Source organism: Chthonomonas sp. (assembly GCA_016788425.1).
Taxonomy (GTDB): domain Bacteria; phylum Armatimonadota; class Fimbriimonadia; order Fimbriimonadales; family Fimbriimonadaceae; genus JAEURQ01.
The window spans coordinates 386,988-408,173 of sequence record JAEURQ010000004.1; the positions used below are offsets into that span (position 1 = coordinate 386,988).

The 21,186-nt window shown below is 61.3% G+C and carries 19 protein-coding genes; 16 read left to right on the plus strand and 3 right to left on the minus strand.

Annotation, left to right across the window (positions count from 1 at the left end; genetic code table 11):
- Positions 1 to 10: 10 nt before the first annotated feature.
- Genes JNJ45_11705 through JNJ45_11730 form a run of 6 tightly spaced genes read left to right on the plus strand, consistent with a single transcriptional unit; the run spans position 11 to position 6,077 of the window.
- On the plus strand, positions 11 to 727 hold the full coding sequence (locus JNJ45_11705) for a carotenoid biosynthesis protein (protein ID MBL8049334.1): 717 nt from the start codon (positions 11 to 13) through the stop codon (positions 725 to 727).
- Positions 724 to 2,163, plus strand: coding sequence for a phytoene desaturase (gene crtI, locus JNJ45_11710; protein MBL8049335.1), 1,440 nt, complete (start codon positions 724 to 726; stop codon positions 2,161 to 2,163). Before JNJ45_11705 ends, crtI (JNJ45_11710) begins: the two co-directional genes overlap by 4 nt.
- Entirely contained in the window at positions 2,163 to 2,798 is a 636-nt protein-coding gene (locus tag JNJ45_11715; protein MBL8049336.1) for a 1-acyl-sn-glycerol-3-phosphate acyltransferase, read from the plus strand. The genes crtI (JNJ45_11710) and JNJ45_11715 overlap by 1 nt, the downstream gene beginning before the upstream one ends.
- The gene (locus tag JNJ45_11720; GenBank protein ID MBL8049337.1) at positions 2,795 to 3,658 is read left to right on the plus strand and encodes a phytoene/squalene synthase family protein; all 864 of its coding nucleotides are present in this window, start codon (positions 2,795 to 2,797) and stop codon (positions 3,656 to 3,658) included. The genes JNJ45_11715 and JNJ45_11720 overlap by 4 nt, the downstream gene beginning before the upstream one ends.
- Positions 3,648 to 5,084: a phytoene desaturase gene (crtI, locus tag JNJ45_11725; protein ID MBL8049338.1), complete on the plus strand. Its 1,437-nt coding sequence runs from the start codon at positions 3,648 to 3,650 to the stop codon at positions 5,082 to 5,084. The genes JNJ45_11720 and crtI (JNJ45_11725) overlap by 11 nt, the downstream gene beginning before the upstream one ends.
- An 18-nt stretch (positions 5,085 to 5,102) precedes the next feature.
- Complete coding sequence (locus tag JNJ45_11730) at positions 5,103 to 6,077, plus strand: tRNA-dihydrouridine synthase family protein (GenBank protein ID MBL8049339.1); 975 nt, start codon at positions 5,103 to 5,105, stop codon at positions 6,075 to 6,077.
- Here JNJ45_11730 and JNJ45_11735 read toward each other — a convergent pair.
- Entirely contained in the window at positions 6,056 to 6,643 is a 588-nt protein-coding gene (locus JNJ45_11735) for a hypothetical protein (protein MBL8049340.1), read from the minus strand. The genes JNJ45_11730 and JNJ45_11735 overlap by 22 nt on opposite strands.
- A gap of 218 nt (positions 6,644 to 6,861) precedes the next feature.
- Between JNJ45_11735 and JNJ45_11740 the strand changes: the two genes are divergently transcribed.
- From JNJ45_11740 to JNJ45_11785, 10 genes are all read left to right on the plus strand, one after another.
- Positions 6,862 to 8,508: an efflux RND transporter periplasmic adaptor subunit gene (locus JNJ45_11740; protein MBL8049341.1), complete on the plus strand. Its 1,647-nt coding sequence runs from the start codon at positions 6,862 to 6,864 to the stop codon at positions 8,506 to 8,508.
- Positions 8,495 to 11,704 (plus strand): efflux RND transporter permease subunit, encoded by a 3,210-nt coding sequence (locus tag JNJ45_11745; protein ID MBL8049342.1) that lies wholly within the window; start codon positions 8,495 to 8,497, stop codon positions 11,702 to 11,704. The genes JNJ45_11740 and JNJ45_11745 overlap by 14 nt, the downstream gene beginning before the upstream one ends.
- A 208-nt stretch (positions 11,705 to 11,912) precedes the next feature.
- The gene (gene hisI, locus JNJ45_11750; protein MBL8049343.1) at positions 11,913 to 12,284 is read left to right on the plus strand and encodes a phosphoribosyl-AMP cyclohydrolase; all 372 of its coding nucleotides are present in this window, start codon (positions 11,913 to 11,915) and stop codon (positions 12,282 to 12,284) included.
- Entirely contained in the window at positions 12,281 to 13,150 is an 870-nt protein-coding gene (locus JNJ45_11755) for an ATP phosphoribosyltransferase (protein ID MBL8049344.1), read from the plus strand. Before hisI ends, JNJ45_11755 begins: the two co-directional genes overlap by 4 nt.
- Positions 13,147 to 14,385, plus strand: coding sequence for a histidinol dehydrogenase (hisD, locus tag JNJ45_11760; GenBank protein ID MBL8049345.1), 1,239 nt, complete (start codon positions 13,147 to 13,149; stop codon positions 14,383 to 14,385). The genes JNJ45_11755 and hisD overlap by 4 nt, the downstream gene beginning before the upstream one ends.
- Entirely contained in the window at positions 14,382 to 14,969 is a 588-nt protein-coding gene (gene hisB, locus JNJ45_11765; protein ID MBL8049346.1) for an imidazoleglycerol-phosphate dehydratase HisB, read from the plus strand. The genes hisD and hisB overlap by 4 nt, the downstream gene beginning before the upstream one ends.
- Positions 14,966 to 15,526 carry an imidazole glycerol phosphate synthase subunit HisH gene (hisH, locus tag JNJ45_11770; GenBank protein ID MBL8049347.1) on the plus strand — a complete coding sequence of 187 codons (561 nt, stop codon included), beginning with the start codon at positions 14,966 to 14,968 and terminating at the stop codon, positions 15,524 to 15,526. Before hisB ends, hisH begins: the two co-directional genes overlap by 4 nt.
- Entirely contained in the window at positions 15,516 to 16,274 is a 759-nt protein-coding gene (gene hisF, locus JNJ45_11775; protein MBL8049348.1) for an imidazole glycerol phosphate synthase subunit HisF, read from the plus strand. The genes hisH and hisF overlap by 11 nt, the downstream gene beginning before the upstream one ends.
- Positions 16,271 to 16,966 (plus strand): hypothetical protein, encoded by a 696-nt coding sequence (locus JNJ45_11780; protein ID MBL8049349.1) that lies wholly within the window; start codon positions 16,271 to 16,273, stop codon positions 16,964 to 16,966. The genes hisF and JNJ45_11780 overlap by 4 nt, the downstream gene beginning before the upstream one ends.
- Before the next feature lie 31 nt (positions 16,967 to 16,997).
- Positions 16,998 to 18,458: a DUF1800 domain-containing protein gene (locus tag JNJ45_11785; GenBank protein MBL8049350.1), complete on the plus strand. Its 1,461-nt coding sequence runs from the start codon at positions 16,998 to 17,000 to the stop codon at positions 18,456 to 18,458.
- Here JNJ45_11785 and JNJ45_11790 read toward each other — a convergent pair.
- Both JNJ45_11790 and JNJ45_11795 read right to left on the minus strand, forming a co-directional pair.
- Complete coding sequence (locus tag JNJ45_11790; GenBank protein ID MBL8049351.1) at positions 18,455 to 19,279, minus strand: hypothetical protein; 825 nt, start codon at positions 19,277 to 19,279, stop codon at positions 18,455 to 18,457. The genes JNJ45_11785 and JNJ45_11790 overlap by 4 nt on opposite strands.
- 19 nt (positions 19,280 to 19,298) lie before the next feature.
- Entirely contained in the window at positions 19,299 to 20,756 is a 1,458-nt protein-coding gene (locus JNJ45_11795) for a hypothetical protein (protein MBL8049352.1), read from the minus strand.
- Between the last annotated feature and the right edge of the window lie 430 nt (positions 20,757 to 21,186).

Here is a 21,186-nt window from a genome sequence, read left to right on the forward strand (position 1 = left end):
ATTGGGAGGCGTGGTTGACCGGTCGAACCGAACCCTAAAATGGTACCTGGGGCTCATCGCGTTCTCCATCGGCGGGCTCATCTTGAGCCGCGTCACCGGACTCGACCCCGGCCCGATCGCGCCCCTCAGCAGCCTCCTGGTCATCGTGTTTGGCGTGCTGGCGGTGGGCCGCGCGTACGGACGTGCGCGCTATCTCTGGCCGATTTTGGTCATCGGTGGACTTAGCGAGTTGGTGGGTTTGTATACCGGATATCCGTTCGGAACTTATACTTATACCGATCAATGGTGGCCGACGATTCCGCTCGGCGAGAGCCACCGGTTTCCTCTGATTCTGCCGTTTGCTTGGGCCATGATCGTCGGTGCGGCCGGGTCGCTCGCGGGCGGACGAGCGTGGCTCGGCGGGCTCATCGCCGCTCTGATTGACCTGCCGATGGAACACGCCATGACCGAGGTGTTTGGCTATTGGAAGTGGACGCCGCCCGGCCCGCTCTTCGGCGCTCCGGTCCTTAATTTTTTCGGCTGGTGGGCGGTGGGCTGGCTGGCCCTGCTCGCGACAAAGGGAGCCGAACCCAAACCCACGCCGGCATGGGTTTTAGGCGGCTTTTGCCTGCTCATGGCACTCGCCGGGATTCTCGCACAACCCGATTGGGCTTGGTTGGTGTTAGCCGTTTACACCGTTTTTCTTGCATCATGGGCGGCGCGCTTGCGTAGAACCGAGTTGGAATGAGCGGTCGGCAGATTGCAATTGTGGGCGCGGGAATGGGCGGCTTGGCGCTTGCCCTGCGCCTTACGCATGCCGGCCACCGCGTGACCGTTTTCGAGAAGAACGCCGAGATCGGCGGCCGAAATCGCCCCCAGACCGTAGCCGGTTGTCGCTTCGATTCGGGCCCGACCCTGCTGATGATGCTCGACCCCTTCCGCAAGCTCTTTGCGGATGTCGGCGAGGACTTCGCGACGCGGGTTCCGCACAAACTTTGCGACCCGAGTTACCGCGTGTTTTATGCCGATGGAACCACGATTGACGGCACGACGAATCTGCCGCTGATGACCGAGCGGATCCGTGCCCTGGCGGGGGAAAAAGATGCCGTCGCCTACCCGGGGTTTCTGCGCGACCTGAAGGCGCTGTACGACGTTGCGATTCCCCAGTTTGTCCGCAAAAACTATCGTGGGCTCGGCGACTTTTCGCGCCCGGCTCAGCTTCAAACCGTGGTGCGACATGGGATGCTCGGCAACCTCGCGCGTCGGGTGGATCGCCTGTTCACCGATCCGCGAATCCGCATGCTGTTTTCGTTCCAGACCATGTACCTGGGGCTGTCGCCTTTTCAAGCGCCGTGGGTGTATTCCACGCTCGCTTACATGGAGTACGGCGAGGGCATTTTCTATCCCGAAGGGGGCATGGCGCGGCTCGCCGAAACCATCGCGGACCTTGCGTGTCAGCGGGGAATGGACCTGCGTTTAGGGGCCGAGGTCGCGGGTGTTGCCGGGCGGGAAGTCGCCCTCAAGGGCGGAGAAACATATAAGTTTGATACGGTTGTCTTTAACGCCGATATGCCTTACGCACAGCGGCAATTGCAGGGTCAGCCGCCTCGCCGCAAGCTGCGCTACTCGTGCTCGGCGCACATGATGTACTGCGCCGTTGAGGGCGATCTGCCCGGCCTCGAGCACCACAATGTGTTCTTCGGCCCGGACTATCGCGGCAACTTAGAGAGCATTTTCACGAGGCTCGACGAGCCTCGCGAACCCGCTTTTTACGCGTGCGTCTCCAGCAAAACCGATGCTTCCGCCGCTCCCGTTGGCATGAGCAACCTTATGGTGCTGATTCCTTGTCCGAACCTGGACTACCCGCTCGACGCCGCGGCCACCGAGCGAATAGAAAACTATGCTTTTGAGCGGCTAAACTTGGACCGATCGCGAATTCGCGGCATTGAGCGAAAGACGCCCGCCATGTGGCAATCGGAGCTCAACCTGGAGCGCGGCGCGGCGTTCGGCATCAGCCACGATCTGCGTCAGAGCGCCTTTATGCGGCCCCAAAATTGGTCGCCTCAGAACCCCGATCACTACTTTGTTGGCGCGAGTACCGTGCCCGGCAACGGCCTCCCGATGGTGCTGATTTCGGCGGAACTAGCCGAGGCGGCGATGCGGCAAAACGGGGTGATTGACTGATGGCGCAGGAGCAAGGGCTGGTCGGGCGTCTCGTCGGCGGCATGGTCCGGCGGTCGGTTCGCGCCCGTTTTCACACGGTTTATTGGTCGCCACCTACGACCGCGCCGCGCCATCCCGCGATTCTCTACGCCAACCATCACGGCTGGATGGACGGCTACCTGATGTTCTATTTGATCCAGAAATTGAACCTGGAATGCGTGGATTGGATCCAGGAATTCGATAGCTTTCCGCTGTTTGCGAAGATCGGTGGCATGCGATATCCCCTGGGCGATACGGCGGCGCGGGCCGCGACGATCAAGCGAACCATCCGCCTGATGCAGGCGGGCGGCAAGAGCCTGGTCATCTTTCCCGAAATGGAATTGCAGCGGCCCGGGCCGCTGCGAACCTTTGGCGAGGCGCTCAGTTTGGTCGCGCGAAAGGTGCCGGACGTGCAGCTGGTGCCGGTCGCGATTCGGTACGAAATGTCGATCCACGAACGGCCCGAAGCGTGGCTAACGGTGGGCGAGCCGGAACCTTGGTGCGACCTCGATCACGCGCAGCAAGCTCTTGCTGACCTGACTCGGCAAGAACGTCAGTTTCAGGTGCTCATTGAGGGCACGAAGGATGTAAACGAGCGGTTTGGGAGCCGAAAATGACCCGCTTCGCCAGCGAATCCGATTACGCCGAATGCGAGGCTTTGCACAGGTTGCACGGCACAAGCTACTATTTTGCGACGCGAAGTTTTCCCGCCCGCATTCGGCGTCGCACCCACGCCATTTATGGCTTCGTGCGGGTGGCCGATGAGATTGTGGACAACCCCGGATCGAAGCCCGCGTTCGCCATCGCCAGCGAACTTGCCGAGTGGCGAGCGGAATGGCTGCGCGCCCAAGCCGGCCAGCGTCCCGACCATCCGGTGATGCGGGCATTTATTGATACGGTGAACGAGGCGGCCATAAGCCCGGCTGAAGTCAACCTGTTTCTCGACGCGATGGAGCAAGATTTGAGCGTGACGCGCTACGCCACCTTCGCCGATTTGGAGGGCTACATGCGCGGTAGCGCGAGCGCGGTGGGCCTCATGATGTGCGCCGCGATGGATGTCGAGCTCACGCCGAGCCGCGTGGCCGGCGCCTGCGCGCTCGGAAACGCGATGCAGCTGACCAACTTTCTGCGCGACGTCGCCGAAGATTGGGAGCGCGGGCGGGTGTACCTGCCGCTCGAGGACCTGGAGCGTTTCGGCGTGTCGCCGAACACGCTTGGCGTGGGCGCGATGAGCCCCGAGTTTGCCGCCCTCATGCGGTTCGAAATCGCGCGAACGCGGCTGCTTTATGAGGAGGCGGACGAGCAGATAATGGGCTTGCCGCGAGCCGCGCGAAGGCCGGTGTTGCTAGCTCGGCGGCTGTATTCGGGCATCCTCGGCGAGATCGAGCGGCGCGACTACAACGTGTTCACCGGGCGCGCGCGCCTGACCCAATGGCAGCGGGTCCGCACGCTCGCCGGAGTGCTTCTTGGCCGATAAGGTTGTGGTCATCGGGGCCGGGTTGGGCGGCCTCAGCGCGGCAATTCATGCCCGGCTTCGCAGGTTCGAGGTGCTGGTGATTGAGCAGCAGGCGGTGGTCGGCGGCAAGGCGCAGGGCATTGAGCAGGCGGGTTACGCGCTCGATCCTGGTCCGAGCATCATCATCATGCCCGAGATTTATGAGGCGGTGTTTCGGGCGGCGGGTGAGGATATGGCGAATTGGTTAGAGTTTATGCCGCTCGAAACCGTGTCGCGGGTGTTCTTCGGCGAGGATGTGACGCTGGACATTCCCGCGAATCGTGCGGGAGCATTGGAAGTGCTGCGAGGCTTATCCAGTAACGATGCCGAATCTCTGGATCGATTGCTGACCCGTGTTGAGCAAGTGGAGCCGCTACTGCATTCAACGATCTACGCCAAACCCTTCACCAAACCATGGCATTTGATGAATCCGAACTTGCTCAAGTTCGGGATGAAGTTCAATGCCGTTAAGCCGTATCGACAAATGGTGGATGAGATGTTTGAGCATCCGCTTGTGCGCAGCTTCTTTTATGGATTTCCCAGCTACGGCGGACAGTCGTACGACAGCATCGCGCCCGGCGCGTTTTTCATTCCGTACTACATGCTTTGCCGCGGCGTTTATGCGGTACGAGGCGGGGTTCGCGCGATTCCGCTCGCGTTCCGTGGCTTGGCCGAAAAGCTGGGTGTGGACTTCCGACTGGGCACGCGCGTCACTGGGCTGCAGACAACTGGATCTCGCGTGACGGGAGTGGAATTGGGTTCCGAAGAGGTCGCTTGCGAAGCGGTGATCTCGAACATGGACCGATTCTCGCTGGCTCAGATGCTGGGGCGAACCGTGCCCGCCGAGCCCAACTTTAGCTACTTCACCATGCACGTGGGTCTGCGCCGTCAAGTGGATTGGCTTGAACATCACAACCTGTTTGTTCCGCAGTCATTTGAGCAAGGATTCGCCGATCTCTATGAGCGCAACGAGTTTCCCGCCGAGCCGATCGTTTATGTGAACGCGACCCGAAAAATGGACCCAGATGCGGCTCCTCCTGGCTGCGAAAACTTGTTCATGGTTGTCACGGTTCCGGCCGACGTCGCGGCCCTGGACTATCAACATCGCTCTGATGAGTATGCGCAGCGAGTTCGCAATGTGTTGGCGAAGAGAGGATTACAGTGGACGGATGACGAACTCGATTTCTGCCGCATCCAAACCCCGACCACGTTTGCGCAAAGGGATGGCAGCTACATGGGATCACTCTATGGTTTGGCCGAGCGTTATCGCTTATGGAAAATGTTCCCCGAGACAAATATTGACCCAGAATATTCTAACCTGAGACACTGCGGAGGATCGGTGCAGCCCGGCGCGGGCATGCCCATGGTAACGCTCAGCGGAAAGTTCGCGGCGGAATCACTCCGCTGATTCTGGTACACCGAAAGCGTGATTGAGTTCGGCCGCCCCGCGTTGGTGTTCGCCCCCATGGATGGGGTCACCGACGCGGCCATGCGCGAGCACGTCGGCTCCTGGCGGGCATTCTCCTACTCGGTCACCGAGTTTCTGCGCGTCAGCCAGGTGCCGCTGCCCGCAAAAGTATTCACGCGCGAGGTGCCCGAACTCGCGAATGGAGCGAAAACGCGGCAAGGGTTACCCGTGCAAGTACAACTTTTAGGCGGCGATCCCGAACGAATGGCGCTCAGCGCGATGGCCGCCGTACGGGCGGGAGCGCAAAGCATCGACCTCAATTTCGGATGCCCTGCGCCAACCGTCAACCGCAACGATGGTGGCGCATCGCTGCTTCGTTGCCCGGATCGAATCGAACAAATTGTCCGCGCGGTGCGCCAGGCGGTTCCGCTAAGCATTCCGGTCAGCGCAAAGCTGCGTCTTGGCTGGGAGGATATTGACGACGTGCACGAAAACGCGGCGCGGGCGGTGGCGGGCGGCGCGAACTGGCTGACCCTGCACGCGCGGACCCGCATGCAGGGCTACCAACCGCCCGTCTTTTGGCCGAAGGTCGGCGACGTCCTGCGCGCGGTGAGCGTCCCGGTCATCGCAAACGGCGACATTTGGACCCTGGACGACTTTCGCCGTTGTCGCGACGAGACCGGTTGCGAGCACTTCATGATCGGTCGCGGCGCTCTGGCCCGCCCCAACTTGGCCGGAGTCATTGCCCATGAACTCGGCCTCCGCAAGGATAAACCGGGCGAGATTAACTGGCACGAGGAGTTCTGTGCGTTCCTCGCGTGCGAGGCGCAAGTTCCTATGAGCAATCCGCGCAAAGCCCTGCTGAGGTTAAAGCAGTGGGCGAACATCGCGCACAAGTTCGGCGAGTTTCCGTGCTTCGATGCGATCAAAACCGCCAACTCCCAAGAGGAGCTCTTGGCCGCACTTGACCGTCACGATGTTGGCCGCAAATGAACACCAACATCCTCAGCTGCTGAGGACACGGTGGAGATCAGATGCTTGTGAGGTGTGATGTAACGCTGAAGGTGAGCCCAACTATCATCATTTGCTAGATTGTTCCCTTCGATGATCGTTTCAAGCATGTTCACTTGTCGGGCTGCTTCCGCAAGGACTTTTTCGAAGTCTTCGGGCCTTACCAACAGTGGTATCAGCCGCAAGTTCTGTTGGTTTGATAGCGCAGTAATTACAAAGGGAATGATCCAAACTACGTTTGGTAGGCCATCGCCCATGAGCAGCGTGGAGACATCAAGCCGCGGGCCAGTAACGTTCACAATCACTCTTATCGAGTCGGAGAAAGTGTTGACCTTGACCATCCATGGAGAGTTTCGCTTCTGCCAAAGTAACTCACCAGGGATTTGGGTTCTGCGTGGGAGGAAAGTAGGAGCATGCTTGCCAATAAGGGAGAGCAAGTCAAGCAGCGCCGGGTTGTTATGGGACTTGGAAAATGAACTCTGGGGATCAGCCAGCATCAGTTTCTGGACAAGAGTTGAGTAAGAAGAGCGCGATTCAGGATTCTGCATAGTTTGAGAGTTCGGGACACGCATGTCAGGAGTGACATTACGATCGGAACTATACCAGAACAATGATCAAAAAGTCAATACTTTTGGCGAATATACTTCAAATATTCTTTATAGAAATGACCGTAGAACGAAGAATATTAGCCAAGTGGTCAGGAAATCTCGCCTAACTCTGTCCAGCAGCGGAGAACAAAGTGACGCGAAAGGCGTATCCTCTTTACGTGAGTGCGTTGCGCCGATGGGCCTATGTTTTGATCCCGACTGCGGTTTTGGGAGGGTTGGTCTACCAGCGCGTGCAGGCGAAAAAGGCCGACGAAGCCACCGAGAAAAAAGAGCAAGCCGGGCGCCGAGGCGGCGCCGCCGCGGTCGAAATCGCCATCGCCCAAGCCCGCCCCCTCATCAATTCCGTTCAGGCAGTGGGCTCGGTGGTCTCGCCATATTCGGTGGGGCTGAGTCCGCGCGTCGCGGGGCGCATCACATTTTTGGAGGTGCGCGAAGGTGACCCCGTGAAGGCGGGGCAGGTGCTAGCTCGCATCGATCCCAGCGAAGCCAACGCGAAGGTCTACGAAAATCAGGCGAGCGTCAGCGAAGCGCGCAGCCGCCTGGCCCAAGCCCAGGCCACCGTGCAGTCCAATCAGATTCAAATTGAGCAGAACATTCGCCAGGCGCGCGCCGAGCTAGCCAGCGCCCAAGCCGCCTACACGCAGACCAAAACCGCCAACGAGGGAGCGCTTTCCGATGCGCGGGCGACGGTCGCGGCGGCCCGTGCCGACCTCACGGCCAGCAACGCTCTGCTCAAAAACGCCGACGCCCAACTTGTCGCGGCGCGGGCGCAACTAACGAATCAGCAAACTAATCTCAAGCGGTTGCAAAGCCTGCTCGAACTCGGCTACGTCGCCGCTCAAGAGGTGGATGACGCCAAAACCGCCGTGGCTTCGGCCCGGGCCGACGTCGAAGTGCGGCTCGGTTCGGTCGAGTCCGCACGCGCGGCAGTTTCCCGCAGTCAGGCCGAACTCAACGCCGAGAACACCCGGGTCAACACGATCACCGCGTCGGGCCGCGCCGAGCTAAAAGTTGCCCAAGCTCGCATCGACCAAGCGCGGGCGTCGCTTACCCAAGCCGAGGCGAATCGCGCCCAAACCCCGGCCTACCAAGAGAACATCAATGCCCTTAGGTCGGGCGTGGATGCCGCCGAGGCCCAGCTCAAGGTCGCCCGGGTCGGGCAAAACGATACCGAACTACGCTCCCCGATCGCGGGATCGGTCACCGCCCGTAGCGGCGACCCCGGCAGCCTCGCCTCGCCCTCCACGCCGGTGCTCAAGGTCGAGTTTCTCAATTGGCTGTTCATCAACGCCACCCTGCCGCTCAGCGAATCCGGCAAGATCGTAAAGGGCTTGCCGGTTGAAATCACGCTCGACGGGCTGAAGGACCAAATTTTCAGCGGGCAGGTGGACCAGGTGGTCCCCAGCGCCGACGCCACCGACCGACAATTTTTAGTGAAAATCCGGATCGAAAACCCGGATCGCGTCATTCGGCCCGGCATGTTCGCGCGAGTCAACATCGAGGTGGATCGAATCGAGGCGAAGGTCGTGGTGCCTAACGACGCGGTGACGAACGGCAAGGTCATGGTGGTGGACGCGGAGGGCAAGGCAACTCAACGCGAAGTCAAAGTCGGACGCACCAACCGCAACGACGTTGAGATTCTCAGCGGCCTCAATGTCGGCGAAAAGGTGGTGGTGCTTAGCTTCAGCCAGGTTCGCGATGGCGGCAAGGTCAACATCACCGCCGAGCGCCTGAGCGATGGCACGCGCCGCCCGATTGAGGCGCCCAAAAAGGCTCCCGGAGGTCGCCCCGGTGTCGGTCGCTAAGTTCTCTGTTACTCGTCCGGTCGCGGTCACCATGCGCATCGCGGCGCTCGTGCTGCTCGGCGCGGTGTGCTTCCTGCGACTGCCCGTCGACCTGCTTCCGCGGGTTGATCTGCCCATCATTTCGATCAACACCAACTGGCCGAACACGCCGCCGCAGGAGATGGAAACGCAGATTACGCGGCCCATTGAGCAAGCGGTTTCCACCGTGCCCGGCCTGTATAGCGTCTCGAGCACCAGCGAACTCGGGCAAAGCTCGGTGCGGGTCACCCTGAACTACGGGGTGGACATCAACCAGGCGGCGGTGGACGTGCTGCAATATGTGCAACGGGCGTACCGCTCGTTCCCGACGAATCCCGAGCTCACACCGCCGGTCGTGTTCAAGCTCGACCCGAACACGTTCCCGATTCAAATCATCGCGGTGGCCGGCGAAAACGACCCGATCAAGCTCCGCACGTTGCTGCAAAACGAGGTCGCGCCGTTCATCGAGGCGGCCGGCGGCGTTGCCCAAGTCAGCATCAGCGGCGGTCGCGAGCGCGCCATCATCGTCGACGTCGATCCCGATAAGCTGCAGGCGTTCAACGTCAGCCTCACCGAGGTTGTCGCGCGCATCCGGGCCGAAAACATCAGCGTTCCGGCGGGCCTCGCGCAGGTTGGCGAAAAGGAATATGTCATCCGCTCGACGGGCTATTTCAGCACGATCGAGGATGCCAAGAATACGCCGATTCGGAGCGACGGCGGACGGCAAGTACTGCTTCGCGACGTGGCCGACGTGCGCGACGATGCCCGCGAGCAACGCGTGTGGACTCGCGTGCAGGGTCAGCCTGCGGTCGGCATGACCATCACCAAGCAGGGCGACGCCAACACGATCAACACGGTGACCAACGTGCAAGCCAAACTGCGCGAGGTCGAGCAGCGCTATCCGCAGCTCAAATTCTCCACGGTTTACGATCAGTCCGGGTTCGTTAAAGAGTCCATCACGCTGCTGCAAGAACACGCCATCATCGGCGGAACGCTCGCCATCCTGGCGATTTTGTTCTTCCTGCGCAATCTGCGCTCGACGCTGGTCGTGGCGCTTTCGATCCCCATTTCCATCACCAGCACGTTCGCGCTGATGTACTTCTGCGGGTTCACGCTCAACACCATTTCGCTCAGCGCGTTGGCGCTCGCGACCGGTTTGATTGTGGATGACGCGATCGTCGTGCTGGAGAATATTTTCCGGCACATTGAGCGCGACAAGCGGTCGGCGGTGGACGCCAGCATCAGCGGAACGACGGAGATCATGCAGGCGGTGGTCGCCTCGACGCTCACGGTCATGGTCGTGTTCGTGCCGCTCTTCCTCATCCAGGGGCAATCTGGCCAGATTTTCACCCAACTCGCGCTGGTCGTCATCTTCTCGCTGGCGGTTTCTCTGCTCGACGCGGCAACCGTTGTGCCCATGCTCGCGTCGCGGGTCATCAAAGAAAAAGAAGTGGTGGACCTGGAGCATCCCGAGGAGCAACTTGGCAGCCGCAGCCTCGGCAAGCGCATGGCTGGTTGGGTCGGCACCAAGTTTCTCAACTTCGAAAAGGGGTACCGCGCCACGCTGCAAAAGTCGCTGCGTCGGCCCTGGATGGTGTTGCTCGCCGCAGGCGCAGTGACCCTCGCCGTGTTGCCGCTGTGGCCCTTGGTCGGTTCGGAATCGTTGCCGCAGACCGACTCCGGCGACATCAACCTGCGCGTCCGTCTTCCGGTCGGAACCGCGCTCACCACGACCCAAGCCAAGATGGACGAGGTCGAAAAAGTCCTGCTCGCCGAGAAGGATATTGACGTGTTCTTCATGTCGGTGGGGGCGGGAATCTCGTTCCGGGGGAGCGTCGGGGGAGCGAGTGGCAACTCCGGGGCGGCCAACATTCACCTTAAGGAAAATCGAACCTCGACCACCGAAGAAGTCGTGAAGCGACTGGAGAAACAGCTGCAGAAGATCAGTGGCATTCGCGCCACCGCGAACCCGTTTGACCTCGTCGCCAACATCATTGGCGGGAACAACCAGGGCATGCAGATTGACGTGTTCGGCACTGATATCACCCAGCTTAGCCTCGCCGCCGAACAGGTGAAGGAGGCGATTGCCGACGTGCCGGGTCTGCAAGGGGTGGATGTGAGCGTGGAGGACGCGACGCCCGAATTGCAGTGGCGCGTGGATCGTCAGAAGGCGCAGGCGCTCGGCATCAGCTACCAAGATATTGCCTCGGCCATCGGGGCGAGCACCAACGGCACGCTCAGCACCTACTTCCAGCAAGATGGATTCCAGTATCCGATCTATGTGCAGCTCCCGGTAAACAAGCGCCGCGCGGTGGATGATCTCGTGCAGATCCCGGTGAAGAAGACCGAGCGCGGAACCACGATTCTGCTGGGGCAGGTTGCCGAACCCGTCATCACCGGCGGACCCAACGCCATCAATCGCCTCAACCGTCAGCGCTATGTCACGGTGGGCGGACGCCTTGCTGAGAGGTCCGAAAGCGATGTGCAAGCCGACATTGAGAAGGCGCTCGCCAAGGTCGAATTGCCGTCCGGCAACTATTGGCAGTTTGGCGAACGCCAACGCCGCAAAGCCGAGGAATTCAGCGGGTTGGGGCTGGCGGTTCTGCTCGCCATCACCCTCATCTACATGCTGCTGGCGTCGCAATTTGAGAGCTTCATTATGCCGCTGGTCGTGCTGACAACGGTGCCGCTTTGCGTGGTCGGGGTAATCCTCGCGCTGTTCCTCAGCGACCGCGCGTTTGGCCTCACTGCGTTTATCGGCCTGCTCATGTTGGTGGGCATCGTCGTGAAAAACGGCATCCTGCTCGTCGAGTACACCAACCAGCTTCGCGCCCGCGGCATGCCTCGCGACGAGGCGATTCTCACCGCCGCGCCAACTCGCTTGCGCCCGATTCTGATGACCAGCGTTGCCGCCGTGCTCGGCATGTTGCCGCTGGCGCTGGCGAGTGGGTCGGCCAGCAAACTGCAAGCCCCGCTGGCGACGGTCGTCATCGGCGGCCTTACCACGAGCACCATTCTCACGCTGTTTGTGGTGCCGGTGGTGTACGCGTTCTTCGACAATCTCACGCGGAGAGCCGGCGGTCACGACCGTGATTTGGCGCGCGCGGTCGGCGTCGAGCCGAGCGCGGCTTCGACTGGTCCGAGCGACGGCGATGTCCCCGCCGGGCCGCGATCTTGACCCCCGTTGCAAACCTGCCGCAGGCCGTGCAAGAATAAAAGCCAGTGAAGTTTTCACTCAACGCCCTGCATCATCATCACGTCAACGCGATCCATCCGCGCCGCGGTAGCAGGCTGTAAATCACCCTCGTTTTCCCAACGAATCAACAGACCCCCCGCCCAGCGCGGGGGGTCTTTTTTGTTTCCCGACCTCTCTCCTATAACCACCAATGAAACTTGACTTTGACAAACTCAACGGGCTCGTCCCCGCGATCGTTCAGGACGCCGCAAGCGGCGAAGTCCTGATGGTTGCCTTTATGAACCCCGAGGCGTGGGCCGCCACTCGCGACTCGGGCTTCGCGACGTTTTGGAGCCGTTCGCGCGGCCAGCTCTGGCGCAAAGGCGAAACCTCGGGCCACCGCCTGGAGGTGCTGGAAGCGCGCACCGATTGCGACTTTGATGCGGTGGTGCTGCGGGTTCGGGCGATCGGCCCCGGAGTTTGCCACGAGGGCTTCCGCAGCTGTTTCGCCAAGGTGTTGCAGGGCGAGGAGTGGGTTGTGGACCAAACCCTGGCGTTCGATCCCGCCGAGGTGTACGCATGAAGCTCAAGCTGGGAATCCCGAAGGGCAGCCTCGAAGCAGCGACCATCGAGCTGTTTCGTCGGGCTGGTTTCAATATCTCCATCCGCACGCGCAACTATTTTCCGAGCATTGATGATCCCGAGATTGAGTGCATGCTCATCCGCGCTCAGGAGATGGCGCGGTACGTGGAGAAGGGCATCCTCGATGCCGGCCTGACCGGCGCCGATTGGGTCGCCGAAAGCGAGGCTGACGTGGTGCCGCTTGCCGACCTGATTTATGCTCGCCAAAGCTTCGGCAAGGTGCGCTGGGTGCTCGCGGTACCGGAAGATAGCCCGATTACCCGGGTGCAGGATTTGGAGGGCAAGACCATCGCCACCGAACTCGTCGGCGCGACCCGTCGGTACTTGCAGAGCTACGGCGTGAACGCGCGCGTGGAGTTTAGTTGGGGCGCGACCGAGGTGAAACCGCCCACACTGGCCGACGCGATTGTCGAGGTCACTGAGACCGGTTCTTCGCTGCGGGCGAACAATCTGCGCATCGTGGAAACCGTGCTGGAATCTAACACCCAGCTCATCGCGAACCCGGTCGCGCTCGCCGACGATCGCAAGCGCAAAAAGCTGGAGGACCTGACCCTCTTGCTGCAATCCGCGATCGAGGCGATCGGCAAGGTCGGCCTGATGATGAACGTGCCCAAGGCAAGTTTGGCCGCCGTGCTCACCGAGCTTCCCGCGCTGAAGCGACCCACAATTTCTTCGCTGAGCGACGACGATTGGGTTGCGGTCAACACCGTGCTGGACGAAGCTACGGTGCGCCAAATTATCCCGCGGCTCCGCGCCGCGGGTGCGGAAGGAATTGTCGAGTACGGCCTCAACAAGGTGGTGCCGTGAGGATCGTTGATATGGCGGGGGCGCGCAAGATTCTCGCTCAACGCGAGCTGATTTCGGACGAAGCCGAAGCCGTTGTCGAGCCGATTTTGGCCGCCGTCCGCGATCGCGGGGACGACGCGGTTCGCGAGTTCGCCGCGCGGTTTGACGGGTTCGCCGGCCCGTCGTTTACGCGCAAAGTAGTTGACCTGACGCCGACCGTGCCGTCCGATTTGGAGGACGCTTTGCAGGTGGCGGCGGGCAACATTCGCGCCTTCAGCCAAAAGCAACGGCCGCAAGGGTTCATGACCGAACTTGCGCCGGGGCACCGCGTCGGGCAGGTGTTGCGGCCCTTGTCGCGCATCGCAGCGTACGTTCCCGGTGGGCGCTATCCGTATCCGAGCACGGCACTGATGACCGCGATTCCCGCCCGGGTGGCGGGCGTTGGTGAGGTGTGGCTGACGACGCCCCAGCCGACGCCCGCGGTGGAACGCGCCGCCCAGATTGCGGGCGCGGACGCCATCGCCACGCTTGGTGGCGCGCAGGCTATTGCGGCGTTTGCCTTCGGAACCGAAACGATCCCCCAGGTGGACAAGATCGTCGGGCCGGGCAACGCGTACGTGACCGCGGCCAAAAAGCTACTCGCGGGGACGGTGAGCATCGACTTTTTGGCGGGTCCGACGGAGGTTGTAATCGTCGGTTCGCAAGGCAACCCCGCCTGGATCGCGGCGGACCTCCTCGCTCAAGCCGAGCACGATGCGACGGCATCAGCGATCTTCATCACGACGTCGGCCCAGTTGGCCGTGCTCGTGCAAGCCGAGGTCGCGCGCCAGCTGGCGACCCTGCCGACCGCGGCGGTGGCCAAGCAGTCACTGGCGCAAGGCAGCTTCATTGCCGTGGTGCCGAGCCGCTCCGCGGCTCTGGATTTGGCCAACGAGATTGCCGCCGAGCACCTTTGTTTGCTCGATCCGGAAGACATTGATGACATCCAGCACGCGGGAAGCATCTTCATTGGGAGCACTAGCCCCGAGGCGGCGGGCGACTACGTGACCGGGCCGAACCACGTGCTGCCGACGGGCGGCGCGGCGCGGCGACATGGCGGGCTGAGCGTGATGGACTTTCTTCGCGTGGTGACTGTCCAGCAATTGTCTCCTTCCGCCCTGGCCAACGTGGCCAGCGCGGGAGCGCGGTTGGCGCGCGCCGAAGGGTTAGAAGGCCACGCCCGAAGCATCGAGATTCGACAGGGAGAACCCGTATGAGGATCGCAACCAGAACCAGAAACACCACCGAAACCCAGATCACCGGGTCGCTGACGATTGAGGGCGGGGGTCGGGCCCAAGTGGACACCGGAATCGGATTTTTGGATCACATGCTGCAGCTATTTGCCCGGCATGGCGGGTTCGATCTGAGCTTGAAGGCGACGGGTGACCTTCATGTGGATCAGCACCACACGGTGGAGGATGTCGGCATCGTTATCGGCGAGTTGTTCGACGCCGCGCTCGGCGACCGGCGCGGAATCAACCGGGCCGGATATTGGGTGCAGACCATGGATGAGACTCTCGTTGTGGTTGCCCTTGACCTCGGGGGCCGAGCCAGTTGCGTCTACACCGATGGAATTCGTGCCAAAACGTTAGGGGGCCTAACGGTCGAGACGGTGCCTGATTTCTTCGAAGGCTTCGCGCGGGCGGTCCGAGGAAACGTCCACGTCAAAGTGCTCTATGGGCGCAGCAGTCACCACCGACTAGAAGCGGTGTTCAAGGGTTGGGCAAGGGCCATGCGGTACGCGTGTTCGCTTGATGCGAGCCTCAAGGACCAACTGCCCTCGACCAAGGGGTTGCTATGATCGGGATTCTGGACTACGGGGCGGGGAACCTTTTCTCGCTCGAAAACGCCTTCCGCCACTTGAATCTCGCGACCCGTCGCGTACGGCTCGACGAATCGTGGGACGACTTAAATCGCATGGTCCTGCCTGGCGTCGGGCACTTCGGCGCAATGATGCAGGCGTTGGGCACCGCCGGGGCGGAGCGGTTGCGAGCCTTCGACCGGCCCTTGCTCGGAATCTGTTTGGGCATGCAGGCCCTGTTCGATTCCAGCGAGGAAGCGCCCGGACAATCTGGTTTGGGCTTGCTGCGTGGCGACGTGAAGGCGTTTGGCTGCGGCGTGCGCACGCCGCACATGGGTTGGGCGCGGGTTCAATTTGGGGCGCAGGAAGATTGGTTTTACTTTGCGAATAGCTACGCCGTGACGCAGAGCGACGCGGCGTGGGGCATGGCCGAACACGGCCACCCGTTTGTCGCCGCCGTGCGCTCAGGCCGGGTAACCGGCGCGCAGTTCCACCCGGAAAAGTCCGGCGCAGCCGGGTTGGAATTCATGCGGAGGTGGGCCACCGATGCCGGCTAAGCGCATCATTCCTTGCCTGGATGTCACCGGTGGGCGGGTGGTCAAGGGCACCAATTTCGTGGACCTGCGCGACGCCGGCGACCCGGTTGAACTCGCCGCGCGGTACTCCGCGGAAGGCGCGGATGAGATCGTGTTCTTAGATATCGGGGCAACGCCAGAAAGTCGGCAGAGCCTCGTCGACGTGATCGCGGCGACGGCCCGAGAAGTGTTCGTCCCGCTCACGGTTGGTGGCGGCGTGAGATCGGTGCCGGACGCTCGCCGCCTGTTCGAAGCCGGCGCGGACAAGGTGGCCGTGAACACCTCGGCGGTGCAGAATCCTGAGCTGATCTCCGCACTCGCCGAGGCGTTAGGTCGGCAAGCGGTGGTGCTCGCCATCGACGCGCGGCGGGTGGACGACAGTTGGCAGGTGGTGACGCACGGCGGCCGACTCGGCACCGATTTAGACGCTGTGCATTGGGCCGCCGAAGGGGTGCGACGCGGAGCGGGCGAGATTTTGCTGACCAGCATGGATGCCGACGGGGTGCGGAGCGGCTTCGACATTCCGCTGACCGCCGCGGTTTGCGATCGCGTAAATGCGCCCGTCATTGCCAGTGGCGGTGCGTCGGGTCCGGCGAGCTTTGTTGAGCTCTTTCAGCAAACCGATTGTGAGGCCGGTCTCGCCGCGAGCATCTTTCACCTTGAAGGCATGCGCGTCGGCGAGGTCCGCGCGGCGCTTCGCGCCGCGGGAATTGAGGTGCGCCCAGCATGATCATTCCTTGCATTGACCTGATGGGCGGGCGGGTTGTCCAGCTTCGTCAGGGTCGCGATTTGGTCTTGGAACGCGACCTGGCCGAGACCATAGCCGCCTTCGCGGGGTTCCCGCTGTTGCATGTGATTGACCTGGACGCGGCGCTGGGTCTGGGCGATAACGCGGGCATGGTTGAGCGTGTTGCGGCCAACTTCACGGTTCGCGTGGGCGGCGGAATCCGGTCGGTCGCGGCGGCGAAAGCCGCGGTAGCAGCCGGGGCCAACCAGGTGATTTTGGGTTCGGCGGCGTTTCGCGATGGCCAGCCCGACCAGGCCTTTGTGCGAGTGGTCGCCCGCTCGATTGGGCTCGAACGCGTGATCGTTGCGATTGATTCACTCGGCGGCAAGATCGCGGTGAAGGGGTGGCGCGAGACGCTCAAGCTATCGCCCGCCGAAGCTATGGCCGCCTTCGAGCCGGTGTGCGCGGGCTTTCTGTGCACGTGCGTGGATCGCGAAGGGAAGCTGGGCGGCACCGATCTGGCGTTGTTCGCCGATTTGCGAGCACAAACCACCAAGCGTTTGGTGGCTGCGGGAGGCATTACCACGATTGCCGAAGTAGAAGAGTTGAGCCGCCAGCGGATTGATGTGGCGCTTGGCATGGCGATTTACCAAGGGCACTTAAATCTGGAGGAATTGCGGAGGCTAAATCAGTGAACCACACCCAGGTTTGAACGTCCGACTCGGCATGGCATTGACGGAACGCGAAAAGGTCGCCCACCTGCTGCGCAGGTTTGGGCTTGGCGCAAGCGAGGCGGAGCTCGATTACTACGGGGCAAACGGCAGTAAGGGCGCGATGGACCTGCTCCTCAATTACGAGAACGTCGATCCGGGCTACGAGCTGACGCCGGATTCGTTTGTCAACGATCGCGGCATTATCAACATGCGCGTGGCGCAGGGCATTTGGTACACGCGCCTGGTTATGACTCGCCGACCGCTCGAAGAGAAAATGACGATCTTCTGGCACAACCACTTCGCCACGGCCAGCATGAAAGTGGATAGCGCCTATGCGATGCTGAACAATATCAGCACGCTTCGGGCGTACGGCACCGACAACTTCCGCGACCTTTTGCACCACATCAGCAAGGACCCGGCAATGATTTTTTGGCTGGATAACCAAGAGAACGTGAAGGGCAAACCGAACGAGAACTTCGCTCGCGAGGTGATGGAACTCTTCACGCTCGGCATCGGCCACTACTCCGAAAAAGATGTGCAAGAGGCGGCCCGCGCGTTCACCGGTTGGACGTATGGTGCGGGGCAACGCGCCGCGAACGAAGCGGCTCGCGCTCCGCGACGCCTGGAATCGTTTAGGTTTGTCCGCACAAGATTTGACGAAGGCGCGAAAACCGTGCTCGGCAAGACAGGCAACCACACGGGCGAAGACGTGCTTGACCTGCTTTGCGATCACCCCCAAACCGCGCGGTTTATCGCGGGCAAGATGTGGTCTTGGTTCGCCTACGAGAATCCGGAGCCCGGGCTTGTGGATCGGCTCGCCAAGAAGTTCCGCGACAGCAACCTAGAAATCAAGGCGCTGATTCGCGCGATCATGGAAGCGCCGGAGTTTTACAGTGAGAAGGCGGTTCAGCGGGTCGTGAAAAATCCGGTGGACTTTACGATCCCGATTTTGCGGCAACTTGGCATCGGCCGCAACATCGCCGAGCAGGCAAGAGAAGCCGAGGCGAATCCGCGCATCAACGCGCAAAACGGGGTGAACATCAAGTTGCTGTCGGCCAGTCGACCGGGTTTCGCCACGGTGAGCCCGTCGACTTCAATGGGTATGGAACTGATGAATCCGCCCGATGTCAGCGGTTGGCGCACCGGCGCCTATTGGATCACCTCGGCCACCATGGTCGAGCGCGCGAAATTCGCCGATCACCTGATGAACCGGCCCCAGTTGGCGGGCGGGGGTGGCGGCGGAAACCAGGGTCGCAACTTGCCGTTGGGCATCAGCCTCGCCGGTTTGTTCAGCCGCAACGCGCCGGCCACCGAAGTGGTGGATAAACTCGTCAGCGTCCTCGATTGCAAGTTATCGGCGAAAAGCTATAGCGTTCTCATGAGTGCGGCGGAAACCGCCGCGGGTGATCCGAACGCCATGGCCCACGCGGTGCTCAAGGTGCTGTTCGTCGCGCCGGAATTCCAGTTCTGCTAGCGCGGAACGATGCGCCAGCAACTCGGGTCGCGGTCGTGCCAATTGCGCACGTCATCGGAGTTGCGCGCGAGTTCCAACTGGTCGAAGTCGAGCGTGGCAATCGCCACGCCTTCCTTGTGGAGCGGGGTCTCGGCCAGCACCGCGCTCTCCGCAAATGGACTCACGCTCGGCGCAAGAATCGCGCTGCTGCCGTAAGTGGTCGGCACCGGCTCGACTTCGAGTGAACCCACCAGGGAGGAGTGGATCACAAAAATCTGGTTTTCAATCGCGCGCGCTTGGCAACTCCACCGCACGCGTTGGAACCCGCGCACGGTCTCAGTGAAGGCGGGCACGGCGAGCACGCGACACCCGGCTTCGGCGAGGATACGCCCCGCCTCGGGGAACTCGCTGTCGTAGCAAATAAGGGTGGAGAGCTGGTCGATCGGCTCGCGCAAACCTTGGCCCGCAGAAATGTTCATGTCTTGCTGCTCAAACTGGGTGAGTTTGAGTTTGGCCTGAAGCTGAATGCCAGCCTGGCGAACGAGCGGGGATATGTTCTGGTATTGCGGACCAATGTTGGCGATATGGCTCCCGCCCACGATCACCAGACCGCGATCCATCGCGACTCGCTCCATCGCTTTGACGATCTCGGGGAAGGCCGCCGCGAGCTTCACGAGGTCGCCGCCAAAGAAGGGAAGGAGTTCCAGCGAAAAGAACTCGGGCAGCACCGCCAGCGAGCCGTCCGGACATTGGGCCAGTAGCCCATGCAAATGCCCCACAAACTCCTCAAAGGAGCTTGCGGGGCGGATTTTCCACGCGATGGCGCAGGCGGTGAGGGTCATGCCCTCAGATTACCGGCTGCTACTGACCGCGGATGAGCGAAAGGACCTGCTGCGGAGTTTGGTTGGCCTGCGCGAGCATGGCCATGCCGCTTTGCTGCAGGATCTGCAGCCGCGTGTAGTTCGTCATTTCCTCGGCCATGTCGGCGTCGCGGATTTGGCTTTCGCTGGCGGTGAGGTTTTCCTTCGCCACGCTCAGCGACTTCACGGTGGAATCTAAGAAGTTGGCTTGGAACGAACCGAGTTCGCCGCGCCACTGAGCAAGCTGGTTCACCGCGGCGTCCACGATCTGCATCGCCTCTTCCGCGCCAACTTGCGTGGTTACGTCGAGGTCGGTCAGCGACTTTGTGCCGACGATCCCGAGCCCGAGGTTGCGCGAGTACACCTGCGGCATGCTAAATGCGATCGCCTGGTTGGCGTTCGCGCCGATTTGGAACCGGACGTTGCCCGCCGTCACCGCGCCAACGTTGGTCAACGCGGCAAGACCGGCGTTCCCGGCTTCGGTTACGGTCACGATGTTGCCGAAGGTGTCACTCAGCTTCAGACCGCTTTCCTTAGGACCTTGACCGCCCTTAAACTGGACTGTCTTGGAACCGGCCGTGGTCTGCGCCGTGACGTCGAAAATCGCGTCAATCCCGGTTGCGGATGCGCTCGCCGCATTGTGAATAATGTTCGAGGGATCGAAGAAGTTGAGGCCGAATTGGCTGCCGTATTGATTGGCCTCGAGCTTGATCGAGACGTTCGCGCCGTTCGGCACAACCGAAGCAACCACGCCGGTGGAAGCCGAGAGGTTGTTCACCTTGGCGACCAGGCTGTTCACGGTTTCCGAACCGCTGCTGGCGATGCTGTAGCCGTTGATGACGAACGAGCCCGTCTGCGTGACCACCGCGTTGCCGCTGGCAAACGCGTTGCCGAGCGTGGTGGTGGCCTTGGTGGCCGCGGTTTGCTTAAGAACTTGAATAGAACCGTTGATGATCGGCTCGCCGCCAAACGTGCCGCTCATGTAGATGCCGCTGACGTTAGTAATGTCGGTGACGTTGGCCACCGCGCCGGCCGTGCCGTCAAGGATCTTCTTGTTGCCCCAGGCGGTCTGCTCGGCAATCCGGTCAATCGATTGCAGAGTCGAGCGAATTTGACTTTGGTTGGCTTGCAGCGAGGCCGAGTCCACAACCGCCGTGTTGGCGCTGGCGACGGCGAGACCGCGCAAGTTGCGGACGAGGCGCTGCACTTCTTCCAGAGCGGCTTCCGCCGTCTTGGTCATGTTCACCGCATCTTGCGAATTGCGGATCGCCTGATCGATGCCCTGAAGTTGGGCGCGCATCCCTTCCGAGATAATTAGCCCGGCGGGGTCGTCGCCGGCGCGGTTGATCCGCATGCCGGTGGAAAGGCGCGAAATACTAGCCCCTAACTCACCCACAGTGGAGTTGAGGTTGCGCAGGGCGTTCAGCGCTTGGGTATTCGTGTTGATCCGTAGACTCACTTGTTGACCTCGGCTCGCGGTTTTTGACCATCAAATTTCAAAAACACGATTTGCCATGTGAAATCTTCGGCGGCATGTGGAATGAACTTTAGGTTTTTGAGATTGACCCCGCACGATTGCTGGCTTTTCTGAACCTGGAGGCGGGTTTGGCAGTCTTCTTGAACGTAGCTCAGAGGAAAGGTGGACAATTCTTTTGAGAAAATGTGACAACCATCGCAATTTTTGGGCTACAACCAGTATTATTACTGCGTCCCTTCCAGAGAGGAGGGCGATACAATACGTGAGAAAATACAGTTTTGTCCCAGTTTGGGGACAGTCTGCAGTGACCTTGGAGAGGTCTAGAAAATTGGTACGGTTGAATCAGGTTACAGCTACGCTCGGTTGTCTCGGCGTGTTAGGGTTGTGTGCCTTCGTGGGGAAACCCTCCGAA